The following is a 23,910-nucleotide window of genomic DNA, read 5'->3' on the forward strand; positions in this document are numbered from 1 at the left end:
CTCTTCCTCCGGTCCGGACTCCGTCCAGCCTCGCCGACGCGGCCATCAGCGGGCCATCGGCGGCGCATCGGCGCGGGTTTCCACCACGACCTGCTGGGCGGCGGCCTCGGCGATCCGGCCTGCCAGGTAGGCGTCCGCGGCCGTGGCGAGGACGTGGCCGACGCGGTCTTCGTTCACCCGCAACGGATCGACCCGCCCGCCCGGCGCCACGGACACCCCGGCTTCGCGGACCCCGGGCACCGCGGCCGCGATGTCCAGGCCGGTCACGGCGGTCACGACGCCGGGGTCGGCGGTGAGGTACCGGATGGCCGCGCCGCGCGCCGGCTCGGTGACGACGTCGCCGGCCGACTCGCCGAGGTACTGGCGGATCAGCAGCTCCATCGTGCACCAGCCGAAGCTGGCGTCCATCAGCTCGGTGATCCGGTCGCCCGCCGGCCGCGGGTTGATCTCGATCAGCTTCGGGCCGTCGCCGGTGTACTTGATCTCGACGTGCGCGATGCCGAGGTCGAAGCCGACGGCTTCGGTGGCGGCCACCGCGGCCGCCTCCAGCTCGCGCCGGACGTCGCCCGGCAACGCCGTCGGGAAGCTGTGCCCCAGCTCGACGAACCGGTTGCGGCCGCCGAGGATCTTGTCGGTGACGCCGAGCACGCGGACCGCGCCCGCCTCGGCCAGCACCTCGACGCTGACCTCGAACCCGACGAGGCACTCCTCGACGAGCACCTCGGGTGAGCGTGCCTGCCCGCGGCGGTTGGTCGTCGCCGACCGGATCGCCGTGAACGTGCCGGTGACCTCGTCGAGCGTCGTGCAGCGGACGACGTGGGCGCCACTGGTCTCGTCCACCGCCTTCACCACGCACGGCAGCCCGATTTCTTGCGCGGCGCGGACGGCCTGCTCGGCGGTGGTGACGACGCGGAACTCCGGCACGGGCACCCCGCGCTCGGCCCACCGCCGTCGTTGCGCGGCCTTGTCGCGGGCGATCCGGATCGCCGCCGGGTCAGGGCCGGGCAGGCCGAGCTGGCGGGCCGCTTCGGCGGCCTGGATCACCTCGTACTCGGCCACCGACAGCAGCGCGTCGAGCGGCTTGGCGGCGTCGACGGCCTTGACCGCCTCCAGCAGCGGTTCCAGCTCGTGGGTCGGGCAGGACACGAACTCGTCGACGCACGTTTCGAGCACCTCGGTGCCGCCCGGTGTCGCGTGGTAGCGGTCCAGCCCGCAGCTGAAGAAGGTGACGTGCAGGCCCAGCGCGCGTGCCGCCCGCAGGGCGTCGAAGCCGGATCCGGACCGGTTCGACTCGACGAACCCGATGCGTCTCATGTCCGTTCCCCTACTCGTAACTCAGGCCCGGCGTCCGGGCGCGCTTCAGCTCGAAGAAGTGCGGGTTGCGCGAGAGCGCGGCCACGCCGTCGAAGAGGTCGGCGGCGTCCTGCCCCCGCGGGATGGCGTTGAGGACGGGGCCGAAGAAGCCGGTGCCGTCGACGTGGATGGCCGGGGTGCCGAGGTCCGCGCCGACCGGGGCCAGCGCCTCGGCGTGGCTCTTGCGCAGGGCTTCGTCGTACTCGGTGCTTTCCATGGCGTCGACGAGCCCCGCCGGTAGCCCGACCTCGGTCAGTGCTTGCGCGACGACGTCGGGGAAGTCCTTGTTGCGTCCATTGTGGATTCGGGTGCCGAGCGCGGTGTACAGGTCGCGCAGGACCTCCTCGCCGTGCTGCTGGGCGGCGGCGACGCAGACGCGGACCGGGCCCCACGAGCGGTCGCAGAACTCGCGGTACCACGGCTCGATCTCACGGTCTTCGTTGAGCACGCCGAGGCTCATCACCCGGAACCGCAGGGTGACGTCGCGGTGCTGCTCGACCTCGAGGATCCACCGCGAGGTGATCCAGGCGAACGGGCAGGCCGGGTCGAAGTAGAAGTCGATCTTCACGAGGTCCTCTCCGGGGTGTGCAGCCAGCCGAACTCGTCGGGTGCCTGGCCGTACTGGACGTCCAGCAGGGCGTTCAGCAGGCGGCGGGTGACCGGGCCCGTGGTGCCGTCGCCGACGGTCCACTCGCCCTCCGGCGTGACCGCGTGCCCGACCGGAGCCAGCGCGCGGGCCGTGCCGCACGCGAACGTCTCGGTGATGCGCCCTTCGCGGCAGCCGCGCTCCCAGTCCTCGAGGGTCACCGGCTCTTCGGCGACGGCCAGCCCGAGCCGCGGGGCCAGCCGCAGGATCGAGTCGCGCGTGACGCCGGCCAGCAGCGTTTCGCTCAGCGGGGGTGTCACGAGCCGGTCGCCCTCGACGAAGAACAGGTTGGAGCCGCCCACTTCCTCGACGTACCGGCGTTCGCGCGCGTCCAGCCAGACGACCTGGTGGCAGCCGTGCGCCGCGGCCTCGCGCTGCGCGATGTACGAGCCGCCGTAGTTGCCGCCGCACTTGATCGTGCCGGTGCCGCCGTCGGCCGCGCGGACGTATTCGGGGGACGCCCACAGCCGGATCGGCGCCGGTTCCGCCGACGCGGGCCGGGCGGGACTGCCGATGACCGCGAACAGGTACTCCTCGGCGGGCCGGTTCGACAGGTGCGTCTCGCTGGCGATCATGAACGGCCGCAGGTAGAAGCTGTGGCCACGCGTGCGCGGCACCCAGTCGCCGTCCACGCGCAGCAACGCCTCCGCAGCCGCGAGGAAGTCCGCCTCCGGCAGCTCGGGCATGGCCATCCGGCGGGCCGACCGCGCGAACCGGGCGGCGTGGTCGTGCGGCCGGAAGAGGACGTGCTTCCCCTCCGGGCGCCAGAACGCCTTCAGCCCTTCGAAGATCGTCTGTCCATAGTGGAACACCATGGTGGCGGGGTGCAACGAGAACGCGGCGAGGGGCCGGCTCGTGGCATCGTGCCAGCCGCGGCCGGTGGTCCACCGGGCGGTGACCATGTGATCGGAGTAGAGCGACCCGAAGCCCGGCATGCGCAGGAGTTCTTCGCGCTGCTCCGCGGGCATCGGGTCGGTCCGCTCGCGGCCGAAGTCCAGGGTCGTCATCGTCGCTCCTCGTGTTCGAAGCGGGCCAGGGCCCGGTCGGCCAGCGGGCCGGACAGTCCGGTGTAGCCCGCCGGGTCCAGCAGGCCGGGGGAAACGTCGAGCAGGCCGGCCAGGTCCGCACCGGTGCGCTCGGCTTCAGCGGTGGCCTCGGTCAGCAGGCGCTTGGCGGCGGCCTTGCCCAGCTTCGGGGCCAGGACGGCGTTGACGCGTTCGGAGACGATCGCGCCCCGCGTCAGCCGCAGGTTCGCCGCCATCGCTTCGGGGTGCACCCGCAGCGTCTCGGCCAGCCGGACGCCGTTCGCGGCGGCCCCGGCGGCGATCCGCAGGGCGTCCCGCAGCGGCTGCCACTCGGCGTGCCAGCCGCCGGAGGAGCGTTCGTCCTCGGCGGTCATCGACCCGAACAGCACGACGGCGAGCGCCGGCAGCTGCCGGGCCGCGGTCGCCACGAGTGTCGCGAACACCGGGTTGTGCTTCTGCGGCATCGCGGAAGACGCCCCGCGTCCGGGCGCGCGCTCCTCGGTGACCTCGCCGATTTCGGTGCGCGCCAGCACGAGGACGTCGGCGGCGATCTTGCCGAGCGCGCCGGTGGTGACCAGCAACGCCGAAGCGACGTCGGCGATCGGCGTGCGGATGCCGTGCCAGGGCAGGACTTGCGGGGCCAAGCCGAGCTTTTCCGCCACCCGGTCCGGCAGCACCGAGGCGGCACTTTCACGTGAAAGTGCCGCTTTGCCGGCGGCCGCGTATTCCTCGTACGCGGCGAGGGTCCCGGCCGCGCCGCCGAGCGAAACCGGCAGGTCCGCGCGTGCCCGGCGCACCCGCTCGACGGCGTCCAGCACACCGTGCAGCCAGGTCGCCGCCTTGAGCCCGAAGGTGACCGGCACGGCGTGCTGGGTGAGGGTGCGCCCGGCCATCGGCGTGTCCCGGTGGGTCCGGACGTGGTCGGCCAGGCTCGCGGCGGTGGTTCGCAAATCGCGCTCGACGCGGTCGAGGGTGCTCGCGCACAGCAGCATCAAGGCCGTGTCGAGGATGTCCTGGCTGGTGCTGCCGCGGTGGACGTACTCGGCGGCGGCCGGGTCGACCGCCGCGGTGAGCGCGGTGACGAAGGCGACCACCGGGTTCGCCGTCTCGCGCACGCCCGCCGCGATCGCCTGCCTGTCGAGGTCGGTCACTTCCACGGCCCGGATGGCTTTCGCCGCGGTCTCGGGGATCGCGCCCAGCTCGGCTTGCGCCTCGGCGAGCGCGGCTTCGGTGTCGAGCATCGCGGCCAGCAGCGCGCGGTCGTCGACGAGCTCACCGGCGCCGGTGCCGGCCCACGCGGGAGCGAGCAGCTCGCTCATGCGGTCCTCCCCAGGTCGTCCCGTTCCACGGCGATCGACAGGCACGAGCGCGCGATGGCGTCCGCGTCGCCGAGGATCACCGAGTTGACGCCGGGCCGGATGCCCGCCGCCGTCACCCAGTGCACCGCTTCCGTCGGCACCCCGAACGCGAAGCGGCTCGGGTGCGGCCGGCCACCCGCGTCCAGCACGTGGTACGGCCGGCGCGTCACCGCGAGGCCACCCGTCTCGAACTCGCCGATGCGGTACGGACGGCACTCGCCACGCGCCAGGAGCGCGCGCAGCAGCGGGTCCGTCGTGCGCCGCAGGTCGGTCTCCGGCAGGCGCGCCTCGATCAGCGTCTTCGCCCGGATCGTGACGTCGGGGCACGCGGCCGACCGCGCGGCGAACCGGCCTCCGACCGCCTCGATGCGCAGGTCCGGCCCCAGCACTTCGAGCACGCCCGCGTCCAGGAGCGCGCCGAACTGCTCGACGCGTTCGGCGGGCGGCCCGATCGACAGGTACGCGTTGAGCGGCATGTACCAGCGCCGCAGGTCGTCGCGGTAGGACGCGCCGGAGATGCCGCCGTGGTCGACCACCAGCCGGATCTCGTTGCGCAGGTCGCGCAGGACGTCGGTGGCCGCCTTGAGCGGGCCGGTCACGTTGCCCCGCCGCGCCTCGGCCAGCTCGGTGTCCACAGAGGATCGGAGCCACGCGCGGAACGTCGCCGTCGAGGCCAGGTCGGCGGCCGAGTACGGCGTCGCCACCGTCCGCCAGTCCCAGGTCCGGTCGAGCCCGAACTTGGCCAGCACGATCCGCTGGGCCTCGGTTTCGCGCACCGCCAGGGGATCCGCGAGCACCTCCGCCGGCCCGGCCGCCGCGAACGCCTCGGTGAACTCCTCGACGTCGCACGCGCACCCGCGTTCCCGCACGAGTGCTGCGTAGAAGACCGTGCGGACCTCCTGGTCGATCAGCGGCCAGACGTCCCGGCGGAAGTCGGCGCCGTCCCGCAGCCCCTCGATCACCGCCGTGGTGAGGAACCGCGGTTCGTGCCGGCCGGACGCACCCTTTTCGTTGCGGGCGCGGGCCTGGTACGGGACCCCGCGCCGCGACCCGGCGACCAGCCGCGGCTCCCGGCCGGACGGGACGTACGTCAGCGCGCCGCCTGGCTCGCGGGTGAACTCGCCACCCCGCCCGAGCGTGAACAACGCCAGGTGGTCGAAGAAGTTCAGGCCCATCCCGCGCAGCAGCACCGGCTCCCCCGCCGGGACGTCGTCGAGCGACGCGTCGGCCGGGTTGCCCGGCGGCACGTACCGCAGGCCGTGCCGCCCGGCGTACCGGTTCAGGTCCGCTTCGGCCGGGCTGAGCTCGTGCGGCTGGTGGCCCAGCGCGAGCACGACGGCCGCCAGCCCGCCGATGGCCGTCCCGTCGTCCAGCTCGACTTCCTGCCGGCCACCGGTGTCGCGGACGTCGACCGCCCGCGCCTGGTGCGCCACGAACTGCAGCGACGGCGGCGCGGTCCGGGTGATCCGCCGCCGTGTCCACCGCAGGTAGCTGCCGTAGAACGCGCGCGACGGGTAGTCGTCCGGACCCAGCCCCTCGGCTTCGGCCCGGACAGCGTCCGGCACGTCCGGGCTGCCGAGCAGCGCGATCGACCGCGCCCACTCGTACAGGCTCGGGCCGCGCACGACCGGGCCCGCGCAGTCGACCGTGTCGTCGACGAACATCGTCACCTGCGACGCGACGGTGTTCATCAGCAGCAGGCGGTCCTGCGTGCTGCGCCACACCCGGCCGCCGTCGGCCAGGCTGGGGTCGACGAGGTGCACCACGAGCCGGTGGCCCCGCGGCACGAGCGCGTGCGCGTTGGCGCTCAGCCGTTCCGCGACCGACAGCCCGCGCGGGCCCAGCCCGACCACGGCGATCTCCGACGTCTCCCCGAACACTGTCTCCCACTCCCGTACAGGTCGTGAGTGAGGAACAGGGCTAGAACACTGTTTCTCACTCACGACGTCTTGGTCAGCGTTTCCGCAAGGTGCGGCCCAGCCCGGCCGCGGCGCCGGCGAGCCGGGTCATCAGCCCGGCGAACTGCTCCGGCCGCAACGCCTGCTTGGCGTCGCAGAGCGCCTGCTCCGGCTGGACGTGCACGTCGATCAGCAGCGCGTCCGCCCCGGCCGCGACCGCGGCGAGCGACAGCGGCTCCACCAGTTCCGGACGGCCGCCCGAGTGGCTCGGGTCGACGATCACCGGCAGGTGCGTGCGCTGCTTCCACAGCGCCACCGCCGTCAGGTCGAGGGTGAACCGCGCCGACGGCTCGAACGTGCGGATGCCGCGTTCGCACAGCACCACCTGGTCGTTGCCCTCCAGCAGCAGGTACTCGCCGGCGGCGAGGGTCTCCTCGACGGTGCAGCCGAACCCGCGCTTGAGCACCACCGGCAGGCCGCTCTGGCCCACCGCGCTCAGCAGCGCGAAGTTCTGCATGTTCCGCGCGCCGATCTGGAAGCCGTCCACCACCTCGGCCAGCCGCTTGACGTGCTCCGCGTCGACGACCTCGGTGACGAACGGCAAGCCCGTCTGCTTCCGCGCCTCGACGAGCAGCTCCAGCCCGGAGAACCCGAGTCCCTGGAACGAATGCGGTGACGTCCGCGGCTTGAACACCCCGCCGCGCAAGGCGACGGCGCCGTGCTCGGCCACGATCTCCGCTGTGGCCAGCATCTGCTCCGGCGTCTCGACCGCGCACGGCCCGGCGATCACCGCCACCGAGCCGTCCCCGATCGTCGTCGGGCCGAGGGTGACCTCGGTGCCGGCCGGGCGCAGCTCCCGGCGGCCCAGCCACGCCTCGCCGCCCCGCGGCACGCGCCGGGTCGGCGACGGCAGGTCCGCCGCCGCGGCGAGCAGCTCGGGGTTGTCCACTCCGGACACCGGGAGGACGTGGCTGGCGCCGAGGCGGTACACCTGCGTCGGCGAGCCGGCGGACTCCAGGTACCGCAGCCAGCCGTCGACCCGGGCGCGGGTCACGGTCTCGTCGAACACGAGCAGTTGGTCTTGGTGGGTCACGGCGATCGTCTCTTCTCCGGTGGTCACGCGAGCGCGTCGCTCGTCGCGAGGTTTTTGCCCCGGCGGTCCCGGACGTGGACGGCGAGGTCCTTGTACTTGTCGCGCAGGAAGCGCTTGAGCGACTTCCCGGTCACGCCGAGCGGGAAGTCGTCGTCACCGGTGGCGACCTCGACGACCGACAGCTCGGGTTTCCCGTTGGCGCGCAGGGCTTCGTTGGCCGCGAACAGCACCTTCTCGGCGTCCACGTCCCGGCCCGTCACGACGGCCACGGCCACCTTCCGCCCGTCGTGGCCGCCGGCCACGACGGTGCAGTCCTCGACGCCGGCGACCTCGTTGAGGATCAGTTCTTCCATGAGCACCGAGTAACCGGGGCCGTCCGCGGTGTGCACGACGTCGACCGCGCGGTCGACCTGGTAGAAGTTGCCCTCTTCGTCGCGGTAGGCGACGTCCCCGGTCAGCCAGTAGCCGGCGAGCTTGCTGCGGTAGTAGGTGTCCTGGTTGCCCCAGTACCCCACGGTCATCGACGGCGGCTTCGCGCCGAGGAAGCCGTACTCGTAGGGCTCGGCGAGCGTCCCGTTCTCCCGCACGATGGCGACCTCGGCGAACCCGACCGACTTGCCGACGCAGCGGTCGTTGCGCTCGGTCGCGAGGGTGCGCGGCTGCATGAGCACACCCCAGCCCAGCTCGGTGGTGCCGAGCCGGTCCAGGAACGCGGCCGGCGGCAGCTCCGGCGACCGGCGCCCGAGGATGTTTTTCAGGTGCCGCTCGTGGATGGCGTCCGCCATGGACACCCAGATGTTGACCGAGTCGAGCGCACCCTTCGGCGTCTCGATCGCCGCCAGCTCCGGGTAGGCGTGGCCGAAAGCCATCACCATCGTCGGCTTGTGCGTTTCGACGGCCTCGGCCAGCTCACTCCCGGAGACGTCCCGGTGGACGACCATCGGCTGCCCGCCCAGCACGGCGTAGGCGTTGAACGACACACACCCCTGGTGCGACTGCGGAAGCGCGTTGAGGATGAGCGCGTCCGGCTCTTCCTTGTAGTTCACCGCACGCCACTTCGGACCGTCCAAAATGGTCTTGTGGGTGTGGATCACGGGCTTCGGCAGGCCGGTGGTGCCGGAGGAGTGCATGAGGCCGACGGGGTCGTCCGGGTGGTGCCGGAACCGGTCCGCGTCCGCCAGCACGGCCGACGGCGGCCCGTCCTGGTCGGTGTGCACCCACTTCAGGTTCAGCCGGTCGAGGTCCGGCGCGATGCGCGCGAGCCGCTCGGCGTCGGTGTAGAGACCGGTGGCCCCGCTGCGCTCGATCAGGGCGACGGCGCTGTCCCGCTTGGCGTTGCTGTTGATCAGCATGGAGATGGCGCCGATCTGCGCGAGCGCCGAGAGGTGCAGGAAGTACTGGATGGAGTCCGGCGGGAAGACCGCGACCCGGTCGTGCGGGCGGACGCCCTGCTCCAGGTACCAGACCGACCAGCTCTGCACGAGGTGGTCGAGGTCGCGGAGGCTGAACCAGTGCCTCGTTTCGCCGTCGGTGTACGGGATCGGCGTGAGCGAGTGGATGAACGGCTCGTCCGGGAAGGGGTTGAGCTCGAGCATCGCGGGCAGCAGGTTTCCCCCGCCGATGCCCGGGTCGGCGAGCACCCGGGCGCGCAGCTCGGGGCTCAGGACGGTCTTGCGCGTGAACTCCATGGCATCACTTTCTGCTGCGGGACCACGGTTTTGGCTCCTGGACCCGAGGATGCCGGGCGGGACCATCGGCGTTGCCTCACCGGTGCATCGGCGGTGCATCGGGGCGGATGCGTTGCAAGGCAAGGGTTCGCGCTGGGTACCGGAGGTGTCACGGAAGGCAGCCCGGACGACGTGGATGACTCATTCCTGTCGCCTGGCGACAGGAATGAGTCATTCACTACATCGCAGCGGGGGTCAGCCGACGCTGCACTCCAGCTCGCCGACCGAGGGCAGCGTGGTCCGGCCGAACGTCGTCAGCAGCGCCTCGGGCTGCTCCCCCTTCGCCCGGGCGTGCTCCCGGAGCAGGGCGTGGAAGTGGTACCGGCCCGCGGTCCGCTGCCGCAGCACGTGCGCGTCGAACAGCTCCTCCAGCACCCGTTCCGCCTCCGGCACCGGCCGGCTCAGCAGCAACGCCGCGTCGGCCGCGTCGAACTCCTCGCCGGCGAACGCGCCCAGCGCCCGGAACAGCCGGCGCTGCTCGGCCGTCAGCCGCTCGTACGACACCTCGAACCGCGAAGCCACGCTGCGGTCCTCGAGGCTGAGCTCGGCCAGGCGCCGCACGCGGTCGCGCAGGCGGAACGCCAAGTCCTCCAAGGACCACGCCGGACGGTTGTGGAAGCGGCACGCGGCGATCGTGATCGCCAGCGGCAGGTTCCCGCACAGCGCCACGATCTCCGTGACCGCGTCCGGCCGGCCCGCGGTCCGCTCCGGGCCGGCGATCCGGGTGAACAGCGCCGCCGCGTCCGGCGCCGGGAACACGTCCAGCGAGCGGGACGTCACGCCGTCGAGGCCGGTCAGCCGGCGGCGGCTGGTGATGATCACCTGCGCCTTGCCCGTGCCGGGCAGCAGCGGGCGGACCTGCCGCGTGTCGAGGGCGTTGTCCAGCACGACCAGGACGCGCCGCTCGGCGACCTCGGCCCGCCAGCGGGCCGCGCGCTGCCGGGCGTCGCGGGGGATCCGGGACGCCGGGAGCCCGAAGTCCAGCAGCAGCCGCTCCAGCGCCGCGTCCGGCTCGAGGGGCTCCTGGTCGGCCGTGTGCCCGTGCAGGTCGATGTAGAGGTGCCCCTCGGGGTAGCGGTGCGCGAGCTGGTGGGCGAGCCGGACGGCCAGCGTCGTCTTGCCGGCGCCGGCCATCCCGTCGATCGCCAGGATGCCCAGCGCGGTCCCGGCGGGCCGGCTGCCTGCCAGGAAGCGCAGCTCCTCGGCGCGGCCGGTGAAGTGCGCGGTGTCGTAGGGCAGGAACGATCGGCCCGGCGCGGGTTCGGGCCGCCGCTTCGGCGGGTCGTCGCGCAGGATCCGTTCGTACAGCTCGCGGATGCTCGCCCCGGGGTCGACACCCAGTTCGTCGCGCAGCATCCGCCGGCCCTGTTCGTACGCGTTGAGCGCGTCGGCCGTCCGGCCGCACCGGTGCAGGGCCAGCATCAGCAGCTTGCGGGTCTCCTCGCGCAACGGGTGCCGTGAGACGAGCTCGCCGAGCTGCGGCACGAGCGCCGACGCCTCGCCGCCGTCCAGGCGCAGGCCGATGAGCCGTTCGGTCGCGGTCAGCCGGTTCTCCTCGAACCGCGCGGCGGCGATCTCGAACACCGAACTGTTCAACCCGGACAGCGCGGGCCCGTTCCACAGGGCGAGCGCCGCCTCGAGGTGCGCGACGGCGGAGGTGGTGCGCCCGGCCGCGGCCGCCGCCGAGGCGGAGGCGACCAGCGCGGTGAACCGGTGCGCGTCGACGTCGTGGGCGTCCGCGGTGATCCGGTAGCCGGGACCGTCCTTGACGACGAGGTGCTTGGCCGCCCCGAAGCTGCGTCTCAGCGCGGCGACGGCGTTGTGCAGCTGTCTTCGCGCGGTCACCGGCGGCTCACCGTCCCACATGGCCTCCAGCAGCCGGTCGGCGCCGACCACCTTGTTCGCGTTCAGCAGCAGCATCACCAGCAGCCGCTGCTGGCGCAGGCCGCCCAGGTCCACCCGCTCCCCGTCACGCCGGACCCGCAAGGTGCCGAGCAACTCGAAGTACATGCGATCCTCCCCCACCGTGTGCGGGCGGCTACCGCTCGCAGCGGTCACCGCCGATCTCGGGAAATATAGCCGAGAAATGCGCTCGGCAAGACGTAATAACCGCCACGGCGTTTTCGACACGGCCTCGCCGGGAATGATCGACTCGGTCCGTGCACGAATCGTCGCAATTGGCCGACGAATATGTCCGACGTGATAGCGGCGGGTTCGGTGTGTGGTTTTTTCATAGCCCGTTCGGTGACGGCACAAATAACCACGACGGCCGCGTGGGTGAATGGGCTAAGGAGGTGGCGCGAGCGCCGGTGCCCGATAGGCCCCGACCTCGCCGTGGCCGGTCAGGCCGAGGCCGGCGAGTTCGCCGACCACGGCCGCGGCGAGCCCCGGCCGCGCTGCGACAGCCACGTGCGCAGGGCCATCCACCTCCACCCGGAATCCCCGGCCGAGCAAGCGGACGCGCAGGTCGTGCGGGCGGATCCCCGCCTCGGCCAGCCGCGCGCCCACCGCGATCTCGGCGCGTTCCACCAGTCCCAACCTCCCTAAAGAGACGGGCACGCCCACGGAGATACGTGAGGCGAGGCAAGGTGTCGACGGCTTGTCCGCCACGGGCAGCGCCCACGCGGCCGCCAGCGCCCTGACCTCGGCTTTCCCCAGCCCGGCCTCGGCCAGCGGCTCGACGACGCGCAGCTCGCGGGCCGCGCGCAGGCCGGGGCGGTGCAGGGCGCGGTGGTCGTCGGCGTGCGTCCCGGTCGCCACGTGCGCGAACCCGCGCCGCAGCGCGAGCGCACCGATCGCGTCCAGCACCGTCCGCTTGCAGAAGTAGCAGCGGTCCCCGGCGTTGTCCCGGTATCCGGGAACGGCGAGTTCACCGGTCGGGACCTCGGCGAGCTCGACGCCGAGGCCGGCCGCGAGCTCCCGCGCCGCGGCCAGTTCGGCCCGCGCGAGGCTCGGCGAGTCGGCGATCGCGGCCAGCACGCGGCCGCCGGGCAGCGCCCGCACGGCCGCGGCCAGCACGAGCGCGGAGTCGACGCCGCCGGAGAAGGCGACGGCGACGCCGCCGAGCGCCCGCACCCGGTCCAGCAGCCGATCTTCGATTCCGGCGATCATTGCGGCGTCCCCGCTGGTGGTGCGGGCACGGCGAGCCGATTTCGGCAAAAGAACAGCACTTGTCCTCCACTCGAGGCGTGTTGCGTGTGGTAAGTCGATCGCGGCGGGTCCACCCAGTCAACCCATTGCCGTATTCGTGCGGCATCCCCCGGGAGCAGTTTACATACGACGCGGAAGAAGGCTAACGTGTCGAAGGTGGTATCGACTGGGGTTACGGCGGCGACCGCCGATCTGGGTTTTGCGCGATTGGATCTCGACCGGGCCGCCCGGACCGGGGATCCGGAAGTGGTGTTCGGCGCGGGGAAGACGCCGGAGCAGATCGCGGCGGCGCTCGCGCGGCTGCACGAGGCCCATCCCGGCCGCGCGGTGCTCGCCACGCGGGTCGGCGAGGAGGCACGTGCGCTGTGCCGGGATCGCTTGCCCGGCGCGGACATCGACGACGCCGGCCGGACGGTGACGCTGGGCGCGGTGCCGCCGCCGCGCGGCAAGGTGGCCGTCGTGTGCGCGGGGACCTCGGACCTGCCCGTCGCGCGGGAGTGCGCCACGACGGTCGCGGTCTTCGGCGCGGAGCCGGACCTCGTCGTCGACGTCGGCGTGGCCGGGCTGCACCGGCTGCTGGCCGAACGCGACCGGATCGCCGAGGCCGACGCCGTCGTGGCGATCGCCGGCATGGAGGCCGCGCTGCCGACCGTCCTCGGTGGACTGTGCGGCAAGCCGCTGATCGCCGTGCCCACGAGCGTCGGCTACGGCTGGCACCTCGACGGGCTGACCGCGTTCCTGACCATGCTCAACAGCTGCGCGCCCGGCGTGGTGACGGTCAACATCGACAACGGCTTCGGCGCGGGCGTCGCCGCGGCCCGCGTCGCCCGGCAGTCGGTGGCGCCGTGACCGTCGCGTGGATCGACGCGGGCAACGGCTGTGCCGGCGACATGCTGCTCGCCGCCCTCGTCGACGCGGGCGCGGACTTCGACGCGATCACCGAAGGCCTGGCCGGGCTGGGCGTCGAGGGCATCCGGCTGACCGAGCAGGTGGTGCGGCGGCACGGCCTGCGGGCGCGCCACGTCGTCGTCGAAGCACCCGAGACGCGGCATGCCCGCCACCTGCCGGAAATCCTCGGCCTGATCTCCGCCGCCGCACTGCCCGACGCCGTGAAAGCCTTTGCCACCAAGGTGTTCGACCGGCTGGCGGACGCCGAAGCCGCCGTGCACGGCATCGGCCGCGACCACGTGCACTTCCACGAAGTCGGTGCGCTGGACGCGATCGCCGACATCGTCGGGTGCGCCATCGGGCTCGACCGGCTGGGACTGCTGGACGCTACCGTGACGGTCTCGCCGATCGCCGTCGGCGGCGGCACGGTGACCGCGGCGCACGGCAGGCTCACCGTGCCGCCACCCGCCGTGCTCGCGCTGCTCACCGACGCGGGCGCGCCGGTCGCCGAGCACACCGCCGCCCGCGAACTGTGCACGCCCACGGGTGCCGCGCTGCTCGTCACGCTCGCGGATGCCTACGGCCCGATGCCGGCGTGCGTGCCGGCCAAGGTCGGCGTCGGCGCGGGCACGGCCGACCCGCCCGGGCACGCGAACATCGTGCGGGTGGTCGTCGGTGCGGCGTCGGAGGACCGCGCGTGGGTGCGCGCGAAGATGACCGTCGTCGAGACGACGGTCGACGACCTCGATCCCCGCCTCTGGCCCGAAGTCCTGGCCGCCCTGCGCGGCGCGGGTGCCGCCGACGCGTGGTGCGCGCCGGTGACCGCGCCGAAAGGCCGGCCGGGCATGGTCCTCACGGCACTGGCGGCCGACGACCGCGTCGACGGCGTCTGCGCGGCGGTGTTCGCCCACACGTCGACGCTGGGCGTGCGGCTGTCCCCGGTCGAGCGGCGGTCCCTGCCGCGCGACCGCGTCACCGTCGACTACCGCGGCCACGAGGTGAGCGTGAAACGCGGGTTCCTCAACGGGTCCGTCGTCACCGCGCAGCCCGAGTACGACGAGGTCAAGGCCGCCGCGGACGCCACCGGGCAGCCCCTACGCCGGGTGCTCGAGGAGGTGCGCGCGGCCGTCGGGGCCTGACCGGTTTGTCCGCGCCCCCGCCGGGTAGCCACGCAGCTACCACTCACGCGGAGGTGTCATGACAACGGAAATCCGGTCGCGGCGGAGCACCGCGCGGACCGCCGCACTGGCGGTCGGGATCGCGTTCCTCGTCGTCGGAGTGCTCGGGTTCGTGCCGGGGATCACCGCCGGCTACGGCGACCTGCACTTCGCCGGCCACGAGTCGGGGGCGCGGCTGTTCGGCGTGTTCACCGTTTCCGTGCTGCACAACCTGGTCCACCTGCTCTTCGGCGTGCTCGGCGTGCTGGCCGCGCGCGGCAACGGCGGGTCGCGGGCGTTCCTGATGATCGGCGGCGGCATCTACGTCCTGCTGTTCGTCTTCGGGCTGGCGATGAACCACGACAGTCCGGCCAACTTCATCCCGGTCGACGACGCCGACGACTGGCTGCACCTCGGCCTCGGCGTCGCGATGATCGCGCTCGGCATCGCGACGACGGCGATCGACCGCCGCCGCGGCCAGTACCCCGAACCGGAGATCCAGGGGCAATGATCAGGGCAGTCCCGGCAGCAGCTTGTCCAGGGTGATCGGCAGGTCGCGCACGCGGACGCCGGTGGCGTGGAAGACGGCGTTGGCCACCGCCGCCGCCGTCCCCACGATGCCGATCTCGCCGATCCCCTTGCTGCCCATGGGGTTCACGTGCGGGTCGACCTCGTCCAGCCAGTCCGCCTTCAGGTCGAGGACGTCCGCGTTGGCCGCGATGTGGTACTCCGCCAGGTCGTGGTTGACGACGTGGCCGAACCGCGGGTCGAGCAGGCTGTGCTCGTGCAGGGCCATCGACAGGCCCATCGTCATGCCGCCGAGGAACTGCGAACGCGCGGTGCGCGGGTTGACGATCCGGCCGGCCGCGAACATGCCGTGCAGCCGTGCCACCCGGACCTCGCCGGTGTCGGCGTCGACGCGGGCCTCGGCGAACTGCGCGCCGAAGGCGTACATCGCGTACCGGTCCTCGTCCGGGTTCTCCGGTGTGTCCGCCGAAACTTCGTCCCCGTCACCGGGGTCGTCGCCGTACTTGTCGCGAAACGCCTCGGCGGCCGCGATGAGGGTCGCACCCCACGACGTCGTGCCGGTGGACCCACCGGCGACCGTCGCCTTCGGCTGTTCGGTGTCGCCGATGCGGACGTCGACGTCCTCGACCGGCACGCCGAGGGCGTCCGCCGCGATCTGCGGCAGCACCGTCCACGCGCCGGTGCCGAGGTCGGCGGCGCCGATTTCCGCCGTGTAGCGGCCGTTTGCGAACCGGACGACCGCGGTCGAGCCCGGCATCCGCTTCGCCGGGTAGACCGACGCGGCGACGCCGGTGCCGACCAGCCACCGGCCGTCCCGGCGCACGCCCGGCCGCGGATCCCGGTCCGCCCAGCCGAATTCGGCGGCGCCGGTGCGCAGGCACTCGACAAGGTTGCGGCTGGAGAACGGGTTCCCGGTCTCCGGGTCGCGCTCGGGTTCGTTGCGGACGCGCAGCTCGACCGGGTCGACGCCCAGCTCGTACGCGAGCTCGTCCATCGCCACTTCGGGCCCGAACATGCCGGGGCACTCGCCCGGCGCGCGCATCCACGACGGTACCGGCACGTCGAGCGCGGCGAGCCGGTGGCTGGTGCGCCGGTTCGGGGCGGCGTACATCATCCGCGCGGGCACCGCGGTCTGCTCCGCGAACTCCTTGATCCGGGACGTCTGCTCGACGACGTCCAGCCGGATCGCCGTCAGCCGCCCGTCGCGGCCGGCGCCCAGGCGCATCCGCTGGATCGTCGGCGTGCGGTAGCCGGCCAGGCTGAACATCTGCTGCCGGGTCAGCGCGAGCTTCACCGGGCGGCCCGGCACGGCCCGCGCGGCCAGTGCCGCGAGGACGACGTGGGCGTGCGCGGTGCCCTTCGACCCGAAGCCGCCGCCGACGTACGGGCAGATCACCCGAACCTGCTCTTCGGGCAGGCCGAACACCTTCGCGACCGTGCCGCGCACCGGGTGGACGCCCTGCGTGGAATCCCACAGCGTGAGCGTCTCGTCCTCCCACAACGCCGTCGTGGTGTGCGGCTCGAGCGGGTTGTTGTGGTACATCGCCGTCGTGTAGGTCTGGTCGAGAGTCACTTCGGACTCCCGCAGGGCGGTGTCGACGTCGCCCTCGTCGGTGTCCGTCGGGAACGACGGGTTGACCTTTTCCGGTTTATACAGGTCGTCGCGATCGGCACGCAGCTCGACGTCGGCTTCGTCGCGCTCGTAGTCGATCTCGACGAGTCCCGCGGCCTGCCGGGCGGTCTCCGGGCTCTCGGCGATCACCAGGGCGAGCACGCTCCCGCGGAACGGGACTTCCCGGTCCTGCAGCACGGCCAGCTCGGCGTCCTCGGTGTCCGCCAGCCGTTCGGCGGTGAACGGCGTCAGCACCCGCAGGACGCCGTCGAGCGACTCGGCCTCGACGGTGCCGACGCGGGTGCAGCGCCCCCGGGCGATCGTCGCCTGCACGGGGTGGCAGTAGGCGGCGTGCTCGACGGGTGCCTCGTAGGCGTACGGCGCGGTGCCGGTGACCTTCGCCGGCCCGTCGCGGCGGGTGAGGGCGCGGCCGATGGCCCGTGGTTCCAGCAGTTCGGTCATCGGCCCGGCTCCTCGGCGGTCAGGTCGCGCAGGACGGCGGTCAGGGTGCGGGTGACGAGCGGGAGCTTGAAAGCGTTTCCCCCGTCGATCCCGTCGAGCGGGCGGGCGTCGGCGAGTTCGGCTTCGGCGGCCGCGCGGAACAGCGCTTCCCCCGGTCGTTCGCCGCGCAGCACGTCTTCGGCTCGGTGGGCGCGCCACGGCTTGTGCGCGACGCCGCCGAGCGCGACCCGGACGTCGTCGATCTTGTCGTCCACAATGGACACCACGGCGGCCACGGAAACCAAGGCGAACGCGTAGGACGCCCGGTCGCGGACCTTGCGGTAAGCAGACCGGCGGGCCCACGGCAGCGCCGGGACGGTGATCGCGGTGATCAGGTCGCCGTGCTCGAGGACGGTGTCGCGGCCGGGCCGGTCGCCGGGCAGGCGGTGGAGGCCGGTGAACGGGATCTCGCGGTCGCCCTCGGGCCCGAGCACGTGGACGCGGGCCTCCAGCGCGGCCAGCGCCACCGCCAGGTCGGACGGGTGGGTGGCGACGCAGTGCTCGGACGCGCCGAGGATCGCGTGCTGGCGGGTGGCCCCGCCGAGCGCCGAGCAGCCTTCGCCCGGGTTGCGCTTGGTGCACGGTGTCGTGACGTCCTGGAAGTACAGGCACCGCGTGCGCTGCAACGGGTTCCCGCCGGTGGTCGCCATGTTCCGCAGCTGCGCCGACGCGCCGGACAGCAGGGCCTGGGCCAGCACCGGGTAGCGCTCGCGCACGCGCCGGTCGGCCGCCAGGTCGCTGTTGCGCACGCCCGCGCCGATCTCCAGGCCGCCGTCGGCGTCTTCGCGGATCTCCTTCGACGTCAACGCCGTGACGTCGACGAGCCGGCCGGGCGCGGTGATCCCGAGCTTCAGGTGGTCGACGAGGTTGGTGCCACCGCCCAGGAAAGCCGCCGCCGGGTCACCCGCGACGGCGTCGACCGCGTCCGCCGCCGTGACCGGCTTGCCGTACGTGAAGGGTCTCATCTCCCGCCTCCCGCCTGCCGGACGGCGGCCACGATCCCGGCGTAGGCCCCGCAGCGGCAGAGGTTCCCGCTCATCCGCTCGGCGATCTCCTCATCCGTCCACTGTGGAGTTTCGGTGACCGTGACGTGGCTCGGCGCGCCTTCGGCGAACTCGGTCAGCAGCCCCGCCGCGGAACAGATCTGGCCGGGAGTGCAGTAGCCGCACTGGAAGCCGTCGTGCTCGAGGAACGCCCGCTGCACCGGGTGCAGCTCGCCGTCCGGCGCCAGGCCCGCCGCCGTCGTCACCTCGGCGCCTTCGCAGGTCACCGCGAGGATGAGGCAGGCGAGCACGCGACGGCCGTCGAGCAGCACCGTGCAGGCGCCGCACTGGCCGTGGTCGCAGCCCTTCTTCGGGCTGTACACGCCGAGCTGGTCGCGCAGCAGGTCGAGCAGCGTCCGCCGCGGGTCGGCGGTGACCCGGCGCTCTTTCCCGTCGACCGTCAGGGCGAGCGCCACCTCGGTGGTCATGCGACGTCCAGGACCGTCTTGAGCCAGCCCTCCTCGCGGCGGTCGAACGTCCGGTAGGCGTCGATCGCGGACGTGGGCTCTTCGTGCTGGGTGATGAACGGCGTCGGGTCGACCGCCCCGGAGGCGACCAGCCCGATCAGCTTGGGCACGTACCGGCGGTGGTTGCAGTTGCCCATGTGGACGGTCAAGTTCTTGTTCATGGCCTGCCCCAACGGGAATCGGTCGAAGCCCGGCGGGTAGACGCCGATCACGCCGATGGTCCCGGCCTTGGCCACGGCCTCGACCGCCCAGCGCGCGGCCAGGCTGGGCGCGTTCCCGGGCACCCACTGGTCGCCGTCCGGAGCGGCGTCCGGCGCGGCCACCTCGCGTTCCGCTTCCAGGTCTTTCCCCTGGCCGGCGGCGGGCCCGCGGGCCGGGCGCTGGGCGTCGACGCCGACCGCGTCGATCACCCGGTCCACGCCGATGCCGCCGGTCAGCTCCTTGACCAGCGCGATCGGGTCCTCGACGTTGAAGTCGATCGTCTCGGCGTTCTGGCCGCGGGCGAGGTCCAGGCGCGAGGCGATGCCGTCCACGACGAACACGCGGCCCGCGCCCTGGCGCTTGGCGGAGGCGATGGCGAACTGCCCGACGGCGCCGGCGCCCAGCACGAGCACGCTGTCCCCCGCGCCGACCTCGGCCAGGCGCGCGCCGAACCACGCGGTCGGGAAGATGTCGGAGACGAGGATCGCCTGGTCGTCGGTGACGTTGTCCGGGATCCGGACCAGCGTCGTCATCGCGAACGGGATCCGCGCGTACTCCGCCTGCAGCCCGTCGACCGGGCCGGTGGTCTCGGGGCCGCCGAAGAACGACGTGCCGGCGGCCGGGCCGTTCGGGTTGGCGGTGTCGCACTGGGCGTAGTAGCCGGCCCGGCAGTACGAGCAGGTCCCGCACCCGATCGTGGAGGTCACGACCACGCGGTCACCGGGGGTGAAGCCGCGCACGGCGGGCCCGACCTCCTCGACCACACCGACGGCCTCGTGCCCCAGCACGGTGCCGGGCACCATCCCGGGCATGGTGCCGCGCACGAGGTGCAGGTCGGTGCCGCAGATCGCGCTGCGGGTGATCCGGATGACGGCGTCACTCGGTTCGAGGATCTTCGGGTCGGGCACCTCGTCCAGCCGGATGTCCCCGACGTCGTGCCACACCACTGCCTTCACGGTCGCCTCCAGGATCGGTTCCCGGGCGGTTGCCCGCTCGCGCGTCCCGCAAACGGCTACCCTCGGAAAGATGCTGAGGCTCGGATTTCCGGTGATCGGCGTTTCCGACGTGGACCGCGCCGCCACGTTCTGGTCGGCGGCGCTGCACCTCGTCGTGGCCGAAGAGTGGGCCAGCGACCGCTGGCGCACGCTGGAGCACGCCGACGGCTCCGGGCACGCGCTCGGGCTGATGCACAGCGAGTCACCGGTCGAGCCGTACCCGCGCGTGCACCTCGACCTGCTGGTCGACACGACCGCGGAGCAGACGGCCGAGGTCGCCCGGCTGCTCGGGCTGGGTGCCACCGAGGTCGACTGGGACCGCTATCCCGCGGAACCGGACTTCGTCGTGCTCGCCGACCCGGACGGCAACCGCTTCTGCGTCGTCGACCTCAGCAAGGCGCCGTCCAGCGGCTAGGGGCGCTTGCCGACGCCCGTCGCGATCTCGTGCAGCCGGTGCTCGTCCGGCGCGAGCGGGGCCGTGTCTCCGCCCGCGCCCTCGCGAAGTCCCTTGAGGAACTCGTTCAGCGTGTACGCGGCATCGTGCTTCGGCCGCCAGTCCAGCTCGGACTCCGCGCGGCTCGTGTCCATCAGCGGCAGCCGCATGACGGCGTCGAAGAGACCGGGGGTCGCGGGGACGGCGTGCAGCCGCCACGCCGCGTCCACCGCGGTCCGGACCACGCCCGCCGGCACCGGGATCGTCCGGGCGTGCAGCAGCTCCGCGGCGAACTTCGGGTCGACGACCGGGCCCGTCGCGATGTTGAACGGCCCTTTCACCGGCCGCGTCACGACGCGGCGGACCGCGTCGGCCAGGTCTTCGGTGTGGACGACCTGCGCGCGCAGGCCCCGGACGTCCGGGATCAGCGGGATCAGCCCCGGCCGGACCAGGCTGCCCGGCACGAACGGGCCGCCGAACAGGCGGCGCTGCGCCGTCGCGGCCGCGCGCTGGAAGACGAACGCGGGCCGGACGCGGACGACGTCGAGGTTCGGGTGGCGCTGCTCGAACGCGTCGAGGTAACGCTCCACATAGGACTTCTCGCGCGTGTAGGCCGCGCCGGGCCAGCCGTGCGTCGGCCAGTCTTCGGTGACCGGCTCGTCGTCCACACGCGGCGAGTACGCGCCGACGGACGACGAGTACACGAGCTTCGGCACGCCCGCCGCGGCCGCGGCCTCGAACACGCGCAGTGATCCCAGGACGTTCGCGCGCCACGTCGTCTCCGGCCGGCGCGTCGGCTGGAACAGCCACGCCAGGTGGACGACCGCGTCCGCGCCCTGGAAGAGCGGCGCGAGGTCGGCGCGCTCGACGTCGGCCGCGACGACGCCCTCGGCCGGCCGCCGCGCCAGCCCGACGACCTTCTCGACCTGCGGATCGGCCTTCAGCGCCGCGACGACGCCGGTGCCGATGTTGCCCGTTGCTCCCGTGACCACGATGCGCATCGGGGGCGGTTACCCGGCCGGTCGCCGGACAACCCTGCTATGTTCGAAGGAAGATCCTTGTGGAGGAGACCAGTCGTGGCAGGTGACGTCGACATCTCCGGGTAGCTCCGGAGTGTGCAGGCCCCCGGCAGTGCCGGTGCGGGCCGCTTTCGACGTCCCCCTTTCGCTTCACACCCCTTCGAGGTCTTCACCATGTCCGAAATCGTGCTGTCCGGCCTGTCCTTCTCCTGGCCGGACGACACCCCCGTGTTCGACCGCCTCTCCGCCACCTTCCCTGGCGGCCGCACCGGGCTCGTCGCCCCGAACGGCTCCGGCAAGACGACGCTGCTGAAGCTCGTCGCGGGTGTCCTGCGGCCGTCGGCGGGCAGCGTCACCGCCGGCGGTGTCCTCGGCTACCTGCCGCAGGAACTGCCGCTGAGCGGGGAGCCGTCCGTCGCCGAGGTCCTCGGCGTCGCGCCGGTCCTGGCGGCCATCGCGGCCGTCGAGTCCGGCGACGCCGCCGAGGCGCACTTCACCACCATCGGCACCGACTGGGACATCGAGGAACGCACCCGCGCCCAGCTGGACCGGCTCGGCCTCGACCTCGCACTGGACCGGACGCTGAGCACGCTGTCCGGCGGCCAGATCGTCTCACTGGGGCTGGCCGCGCAGCTGCTGAAGCGGCCCGACGTGCTGCTGCTCGACGAACCGACGAACAACCTCGACCTCGACGCCCGCCACCGGCTGTACGCGGTGCTCGACGACTGGTCCGGGTGCCTGGTCGTGGTCAGCCACGACCGCGCGCTGCTCGACCGGATGGACCGGATCGCCGAGCTGGACCGCGGCGAAATCCGGTTCCACGGCGGCAACTTCACGTCGTACGAAGAGGCCGTCCACGCCGCGCGGGAGGTTGCCGAGAAGAACATCCGCAACGCCGAACAGGAGGTCAAGCGCGAGAAGCGGGAGATGCAGCAGGCGCGGGAACGTGCGGCCCGTCGCGCGAGCACGGCGTCACGCAACCTCGGCAACGCCGGGCTGCCCAAGATCTTCGCGGGCACGATGAAGCGCAACGCCCAGGAGTCGGCGGCCAAGGCGGACGGCACGCACGCGGCCCGCGTCGGCGCGGCGAAGGCCAAGCTCGACCAGGCCGAACGCGCCCGGCGGGACGAGCAGAAGATCAGCCTGGAGCTGCCGCGCACGGAGGTCCCGGCGGGCCGCACGCTGTTCGTCGGCGAGGGCCTGCGGGCGCGCGGGCTGTTCCCGGACGGCGTCGACCTGGCGATCCGCGGGCCGGAGCGGATCGCGCTGACCGGGCCCAACGGCGCCGGGAAGTCCACTTTGCTGCGTCTGGTGAACGGGGATCTCGCGCCGGACGCCGGTTCGGTGTCGCGGGCGGACGGGCGGATCGCGTTCCTGTCCCAGCGCTTGGATCTGCTGGACGACGAGCGGACGGTGGCCGAGAACCTGGCGTCGTTCGCGCCGGGGCTGCCGCCGGCGCAGCGGATGAACCTGTTGGCGCGCTTCCTGTTCCGCGGGTCCCGGGTGCACCTGCCGGTGGGTGTGTTGTCGGGTGGGGAACGGCTGCGCGCGACGCTGACGTGCGTGCTGTTCGCCGAGCCGGCGCCGCAGCTGCTGTTGCTGGACGAGCCCACGAACAACCTCGACCTGGTGAGCACGGGCCAGCTCGAGAGCGCGCTGACGGCGTACCGCGGCGCGTTCGTGGTGGTGAGCCACGACGAACGGTTCCTGGACGCGATCGGGATCGACCGGTGGCTGCGGCTCGAAGGCGGTGAGGTGCGCGGCTGACGGGTGTCACATGCGGGCGGCGTCGAGGATCGCCTGGGCGAACGGCTTCGGCGCCTCCTGCGGTACGTTGTGCCCGATCCCGTCCAGGATCCGGTGCTCGTACTTGCCCGTGTACTTCGAGCGGTACGCCTTGCCGTCCTTGGCCGCGCCGTCGAAGTCGCTCGCGATCGTGATCGCCGGGACCGGGATCGGCGGGCCCGCCTGCAGCTTCTGTTCGTACGCCTCGTACTGCGGCTCGCCCGGGGCGAGGCTCAGCCGCCAGCGGTAGTTGTGGACCACGATGTCCACGTGGTCCGGGTTGTCGAACGCCGCCGCGCTGCGGTCGTAGGTCGCGTCGTCGAAGTGCCACGCCGGGGACGCCGTCTTCCAGATCAGCTTGTTGAAGTCGTGGCGGTTGGCCGCGTAACCCGCGCGGCCGCGCTCGGTCGCGAAGTAGTACTGGTACCACCAGCCGAGTTCCGCTTGCGGCGCCAGGGGTTTCTGGTTGGCCGCCAGGTTCGTCACGATGTACCCGCTCACCGCGACGACCGCCTTGCACCGCTCCGGGAACAGCGCCGCGATGACGTCGACCGTCCGCGAACCCCAGTCGTACCCGCCGAGGACCGCCTTGTCGATCTTGAGCGTGTCCATCAGCGCGACGACGTCGAGCGCGACCGCCGCCTGCTGGCCGTTGCGGACGGTCTGGGCCGACTTGAACGTCGTCGGGCCGTAGCCGCGCAGGAACGGGATGATCACCCGGTAGCCGGCCGCGGCCAGGATCGGCGCGACGTCGACGTAGCTGTACGGGTCGTACGGCCAGCCGTGCAGCAGGAGCACCGGCTGCCCGGTCGCGGGCCCGGACTCGTAGTAGGCCATGGTCAGCACCCCGGCGTCGGCGTGCTTGACCTCGCCGAGCGAGGTGTGTTCGCCGGAGCCGGCTCGCAGGTCGGGGGTCGTCGACGGCGCCGCGGCGGGGGCGGCCGCGTTCGACGAGCAGGCCGCCAAGGACGTCGCCGCCAGCCCCGCCGCGAACGCCTGCCCGAACCTTCTCCTGCTGATCATCTTCACTC

20 protein-coding genes are annotated in these 23,910 nt (G+C 72.8%); 5 read left to right on the top strand and 15 right to left on the bottom strand.

The window, feature by feature from the left end; all coding sequences use genetic code 11:
• Positions 1-45 precede the first annotated feature (45 nt).
• From ACIQWX_RS31215 to ACIQWX_RS31255, 9 genes are all read right to left on the bottom strand, one after another.
• Positions 46-1,314, bottom strand: a complete 1,269-nt coding sequence (locus ACIQWX_RS31215; RefSeq protein WP_400878592.1) for an ATP-grasp domain-containing protein — start codon at positions 1,312-1,314, stop codon at positions 46-48.
• 10 nt (positions 1,315-1,324) lie between these two features.
• On the bottom strand, positions 1,325-1,948 hold the full coding sequence (locus tag ACIQWX_RS31220) for a DsbA family protein (protein WP_400879766.1): 624 nt from the start codon (positions 1,946-1,948) through the stop codon (positions 1,325-1,327).
• The gene (locus ACIQWX_RS31225) at positions 1,918-3,006 is read right to left on the bottom strand and encodes a branched-chain amino acid aminotransferase (protein WP_400878595.1); all 1,089 of its coding nucleotides are present in this window, start codon (positions 3,004-3,006) and stop codon (positions 1,918-1,920) included. The genes ACIQWX_RS31220 and ACIQWX_RS31225 overlap by 31 nt, the downstream gene beginning before the upstream one ends.
• Positions 3,003-4,343 (bottom strand): adenylosuccinate lyase family protein, encoded by a 1,341-nt coding sequence (locus ACIQWX_RS31230; RefSeq protein ID WP_400878598.1) that lies wholly within the window; start codon positions 4,341-4,343, stop codon positions 3,003-3,005. The genes ACIQWX_RS31225 and ACIQWX_RS31230 overlap by 4 nt, the downstream gene beginning before the upstream one ends.
• Positions 4,340-6,262, bottom strand: coding sequence for an FAD/NAD(P)-binding protein (locus ACIQWX_RS31235; protein ID WP_400878601.1), 1,923 nt, complete (start codon positions 6,260-6,262; stop codon positions 4,340-4,342). The genes ACIQWX_RS31230 and ACIQWX_RS31235 overlap by 4 nt, the downstream gene beginning before the upstream one ends.
• A gap of 73 nt (positions 6,263-6,335) precedes the next feature.
• Entirely contained in the window at positions 6,336-7,400 is a 1,065-nt protein-coding gene (gene aroF / locus ACIQWX_RS31240; RefSeq protein ID WP_400878604.1) for a 3-deoxy-7-phosphoheptulonate synthase, read from the bottom strand.
• Positions 7,397-9,061 (bottom strand): class I adenylate-forming enzyme family protein, encoded by a 1,665-nt coding sequence (locus tag ACIQWX_RS31245; RefSeq protein WP_400878607.1) that lies wholly within the window; start codon positions 9,059-9,061, stop codon positions 7,397-7,399. Before ACIQWX_RS31245 ends, aroF begins: the two co-directional genes overlap by 4 nt.
• A gap of 234 nt (positions 9,062-9,295) precedes the next feature.
• Complete coding sequence (locus ACIQWX_RS31250) at positions 9,296-11,110, bottom strand: BTAD domain-containing putative transcriptional regulator (RefSeq protein WP_400878610.1); 1,815 nt, start codon at positions 11,108-11,110, stop codon at positions 9,296-9,298.
• Positions 11,111-11,386: 276 nt separating this feature from the next.
• Positions 11,387-12,211 carry an asparagine synthase-related protein gene (locus tag ACIQWX_RS31255; protein ID WP_400878612.1) on the bottom strand — a complete coding sequence of 275 codons (825 nt, stop codon included), beginning with the start codon at positions 12,209-12,211 and terminating at the stop codon, positions 11,387-11,389.
• Between the two features lie 186 nt (positions 12,212-12,397).
• Here ACIQWX_RS31255 and larB point away from each other — a divergent pair, with 186 nt between their 5' ends.
• The 3 genes from larB to ACIQWX_RS31270 are packed head-to-tail and all read left to right on the top strand — an operon-like array spanning position 12,398 to position 14,806.
• On the top strand, positions 12,398-13,099 hold the full coding sequence (larB, locus tag ACIQWX_RS31260) for a nickel pincer cofactor biosynthesis protein LarB (RefSeq protein WP_400878615.1): 702 nt from the start codon (positions 12,398-12,400) through the stop codon (positions 13,097-13,099).
• The gene (gene larC, locus ACIQWX_RS31265) at positions 13,096-14,277 is read left to right on the top strand and encodes a nickel pincer cofactor biosynthesis protein LarC (protein ID WP_400878617.1); all 1,182 of its coding nucleotides are present in this window, start codon (positions 13,096-13,098) and stop codon (positions 14,275-14,277) included. The genes larB and larC overlap by 4 nt, the downstream gene beginning before the upstream one ends.
• 58 nt (positions 14,278-14,335) lie before the next feature.
• Positions 14,336-14,806, top strand: coding sequence for a DUF4383 domain-containing protein (locus ACIQWX_RS31270; RefSeq protein ID WP_400878620.1), 471 nt, complete (start codon positions 14,336-14,338; stop codon positions 14,804-14,806).
• Here ACIQWX_RS31270 and ACIQWX_RS31275 read toward each other — a convergent pair whose 3' ends face one another.
• Genes ACIQWX_RS31275 through ACIQWX_RS31290 form a run of 4 tightly spaced genes read right to left on the bottom strand, consistent with a single transcriptional unit; the run spans position 14,807 to position 19,603 of the window.
• A complete protein-coding gene (locus ACIQWX_RS31275) occupies positions 14,807-16,897 on the bottom strand; it encodes a xanthine dehydrogenase family protein molybdopterin-binding subunit (RefSeq protein WP_400878622.1) in 2,091 nt (696 codons plus the stop codon).
• Positions 16,894-17,901 carry an FAD binding domain-containing protein gene (locus ACIQWX_RS31280; RefSeq protein ID WP_400878625.1) on the bottom strand — a complete coding sequence of 336 codons (1,008 nt, stop codon included), beginning with the start codon at positions 17,899-17,901 and terminating at the stop codon, positions 16,894-16,896. The genes ACIQWX_RS31275 and ACIQWX_RS31280 overlap by 4 nt, the downstream gene beginning before the upstream one ends.
• A complete protein-coding gene (locus ACIQWX_RS31285) occupies positions 17,898-18,407 on the bottom strand; it encodes a (2Fe-2S)-binding protein (RefSeq protein ID WP_400878627.1) in 510 nt (169 codons plus the stop codon). Before ACIQWX_RS31285 ends, ACIQWX_RS31280 begins: the two co-directional genes overlap by 4 nt.
• A complete protein-coding gene (locus ACIQWX_RS31290; protein ID WP_400878630.1) occupies positions 18,404-19,603 on the bottom strand; it encodes a zinc-dependent alcohol dehydrogenase in 1,200 nt (399 codons plus the stop codon). Before ACIQWX_RS31290 ends, ACIQWX_RS31285 begins: the two co-directional genes overlap by 4 nt.
• A gap of 70 nt (positions 19,604-19,673) precedes the next feature.
• Between ACIQWX_RS31290 and ACIQWX_RS31295 the strand changes: the two genes are divergently transcribed.
• Positions 19,674-20,057, top strand: a complete 384-nt coding sequence (locus tag ACIQWX_RS31295; protein WP_400878633.1) for a VOC family protein — start codon at positions 19,674-19,676, stop codon at positions 20,055-20,057.
• On the opposite strand, the gene ACIQWX_RS31300 is transcribed toward ACIQWX_RS31295, so the two are convergent.
• A complete protein-coding gene (locus ACIQWX_RS31300; protein WP_400878635.1) occupies positions 20,054-21,076 on the bottom strand; it encodes an NAD-dependent epimerase/dehydratase family protein in 1,023 nt (340 codons plus the stop codon). The genes ACIQWX_RS31295 and ACIQWX_RS31300 overlap by 4 nt on opposite strands.
• Before the next feature lie 192 nt (positions 21,077-21,268).
• Between ACIQWX_RS31300 and ACIQWX_RS31305 the strand changes: the two genes are divergently transcribed.
• Positions 21,269-22,861 (top strand): ABC-F family ATP-binding cassette domain-containing protein, encoded by a 1,593-nt coding sequence (locus ACIQWX_RS31305; RefSeq protein WP_400878638.1) that lies wholly within the window; start codon positions 21,269-21,271, stop codon positions 22,859-22,861.
• Positions 22,862-22,867: 6 nt separating this feature from the next.
• Here the strand turns inward: ACIQWX_RS31305 and ACIQWX_RS31310 are convergent, their stop codons facing one another.
• The gene (locus ACIQWX_RS31310) at positions 22,868-23,902 is read right to left on the bottom strand and encodes an alpha/beta fold hydrolase (protein ID WP_400878641.1); all 1,035 of its coding nucleotides are present in this window, start codon (positions 23,900-23,902) and stop codon (positions 22,868-22,870) included.
• Positions 23,903-23,910: the final 8 nt, after the last annotated feature.

Origin of the sequence: Amycolatopsis sp. NPDC098790, assembly GCF_044759945.1 — a bacterium.
Classification (GTDB): domain Bacteria; phylum Actinomycetota; class Actinomycetes; order Mycobacteriales; family Pseudonocardiaceae; genus Amycolatopsis.

Coding starts and splice junctions, on each gene's coding strand:
- ACIQWX_RS31215 (WP_400878592.1), bottom strand. CDS start 1,314: ATGAGACGCATCGGGTTCGTCGAGTCGAACCGGTCCGGATCCGGCTTC.
- ACIQWX_RS31245 (WP_400878607.1), bottom strand. CDS start 9,061: ATGGAGTTCACGCGCAAGACCGTCCTGAGCCCCGAGCTGCGCGCCCGG.
- ACIQWX_RS31230 (WP_400878598.1), bottom strand. CDS start 4,343: ATGAGCGAGCTGCTCGCTCCCGCGTGGGCCGGCACCGGCGCCGGTGAG.
- ACIQWX_RS31310 (WP_400878641.1), bottom strand. CDS start 23,902: ATGATCAGCAGGAGAAGGTTCGGGCAGGCGTTCGCGGCGGGGCTGGCG.
- ACIQWX_RS31250 (WP_400878610.1), bottom strand. CDS start 11,110: ATGTACTTCGAGTTGCTCGGCACCTTGCGGGTCCGGCGTGACGGGGAG.
- ACIQWX_RS31275 (WP_400878622.1), bottom strand. CDS start 16,897: ATGACCGAACTGCTGGAACCACGGGCCATCGGCCGCGCCCTCACCCGC.
- ACIQWX_RS31300 (WP_400878635.1), bottom strand. CDS start 21,076: ATGCGCATCGTGGTCACGGGAGCAACGGGCAACATCGGCACCGGCGTC.
- ACIQWX_RS31280 (WP_400878625.1), bottom strand. CDS start 17,901: ATGAGACCCTTCACGTACGGCAAGCCGGTCACGGCGGCGGACGCGGTC.
- ACIQWX_RS31285 (WP_400878627.1), bottom strand. CDS start 18,407: ATGACCACCGAGGTGGCGCTCGCCCTGACGGTCGACGGGAAAGAGCGC.
- ACIQWX_RS31305 (WP_400878638.1), top strand. CDS start 21,269: ATGTCCGAAATCGTGCTGTCCGGCCTGTCCTTCTCCTGGCCGGACGAC.
- ACIQWX_RS31270 (WP_400878620.1), top strand. CDS start 14,336: ATGACAACGGAAATCCGGTCGCGGCGGAGCACCGCGCGGACCGCCGCA.
- ACIQWX_RS31225 (WP_400878595.1), bottom strand. CDS start 3,006: ATGACGACCCTGGACTTCGGCCGCGAGCGGACCGACCCGATGCCCGCG.
- ACIQWX_RS31255 (WP_400878612.1), bottom strand. CDS start 12,211: ATGATCGCCGGAATCGAAGATCGGCTGCTGGACCGGGTGCGGGCGCTC.
- ACIQWX_RS31295 (WP_400878633.1), top strand. CDS start 19,674: ATGCTGAGGCTCGGATTTCCGGTGATCGGCGTTTCCGACGTGGACCGC.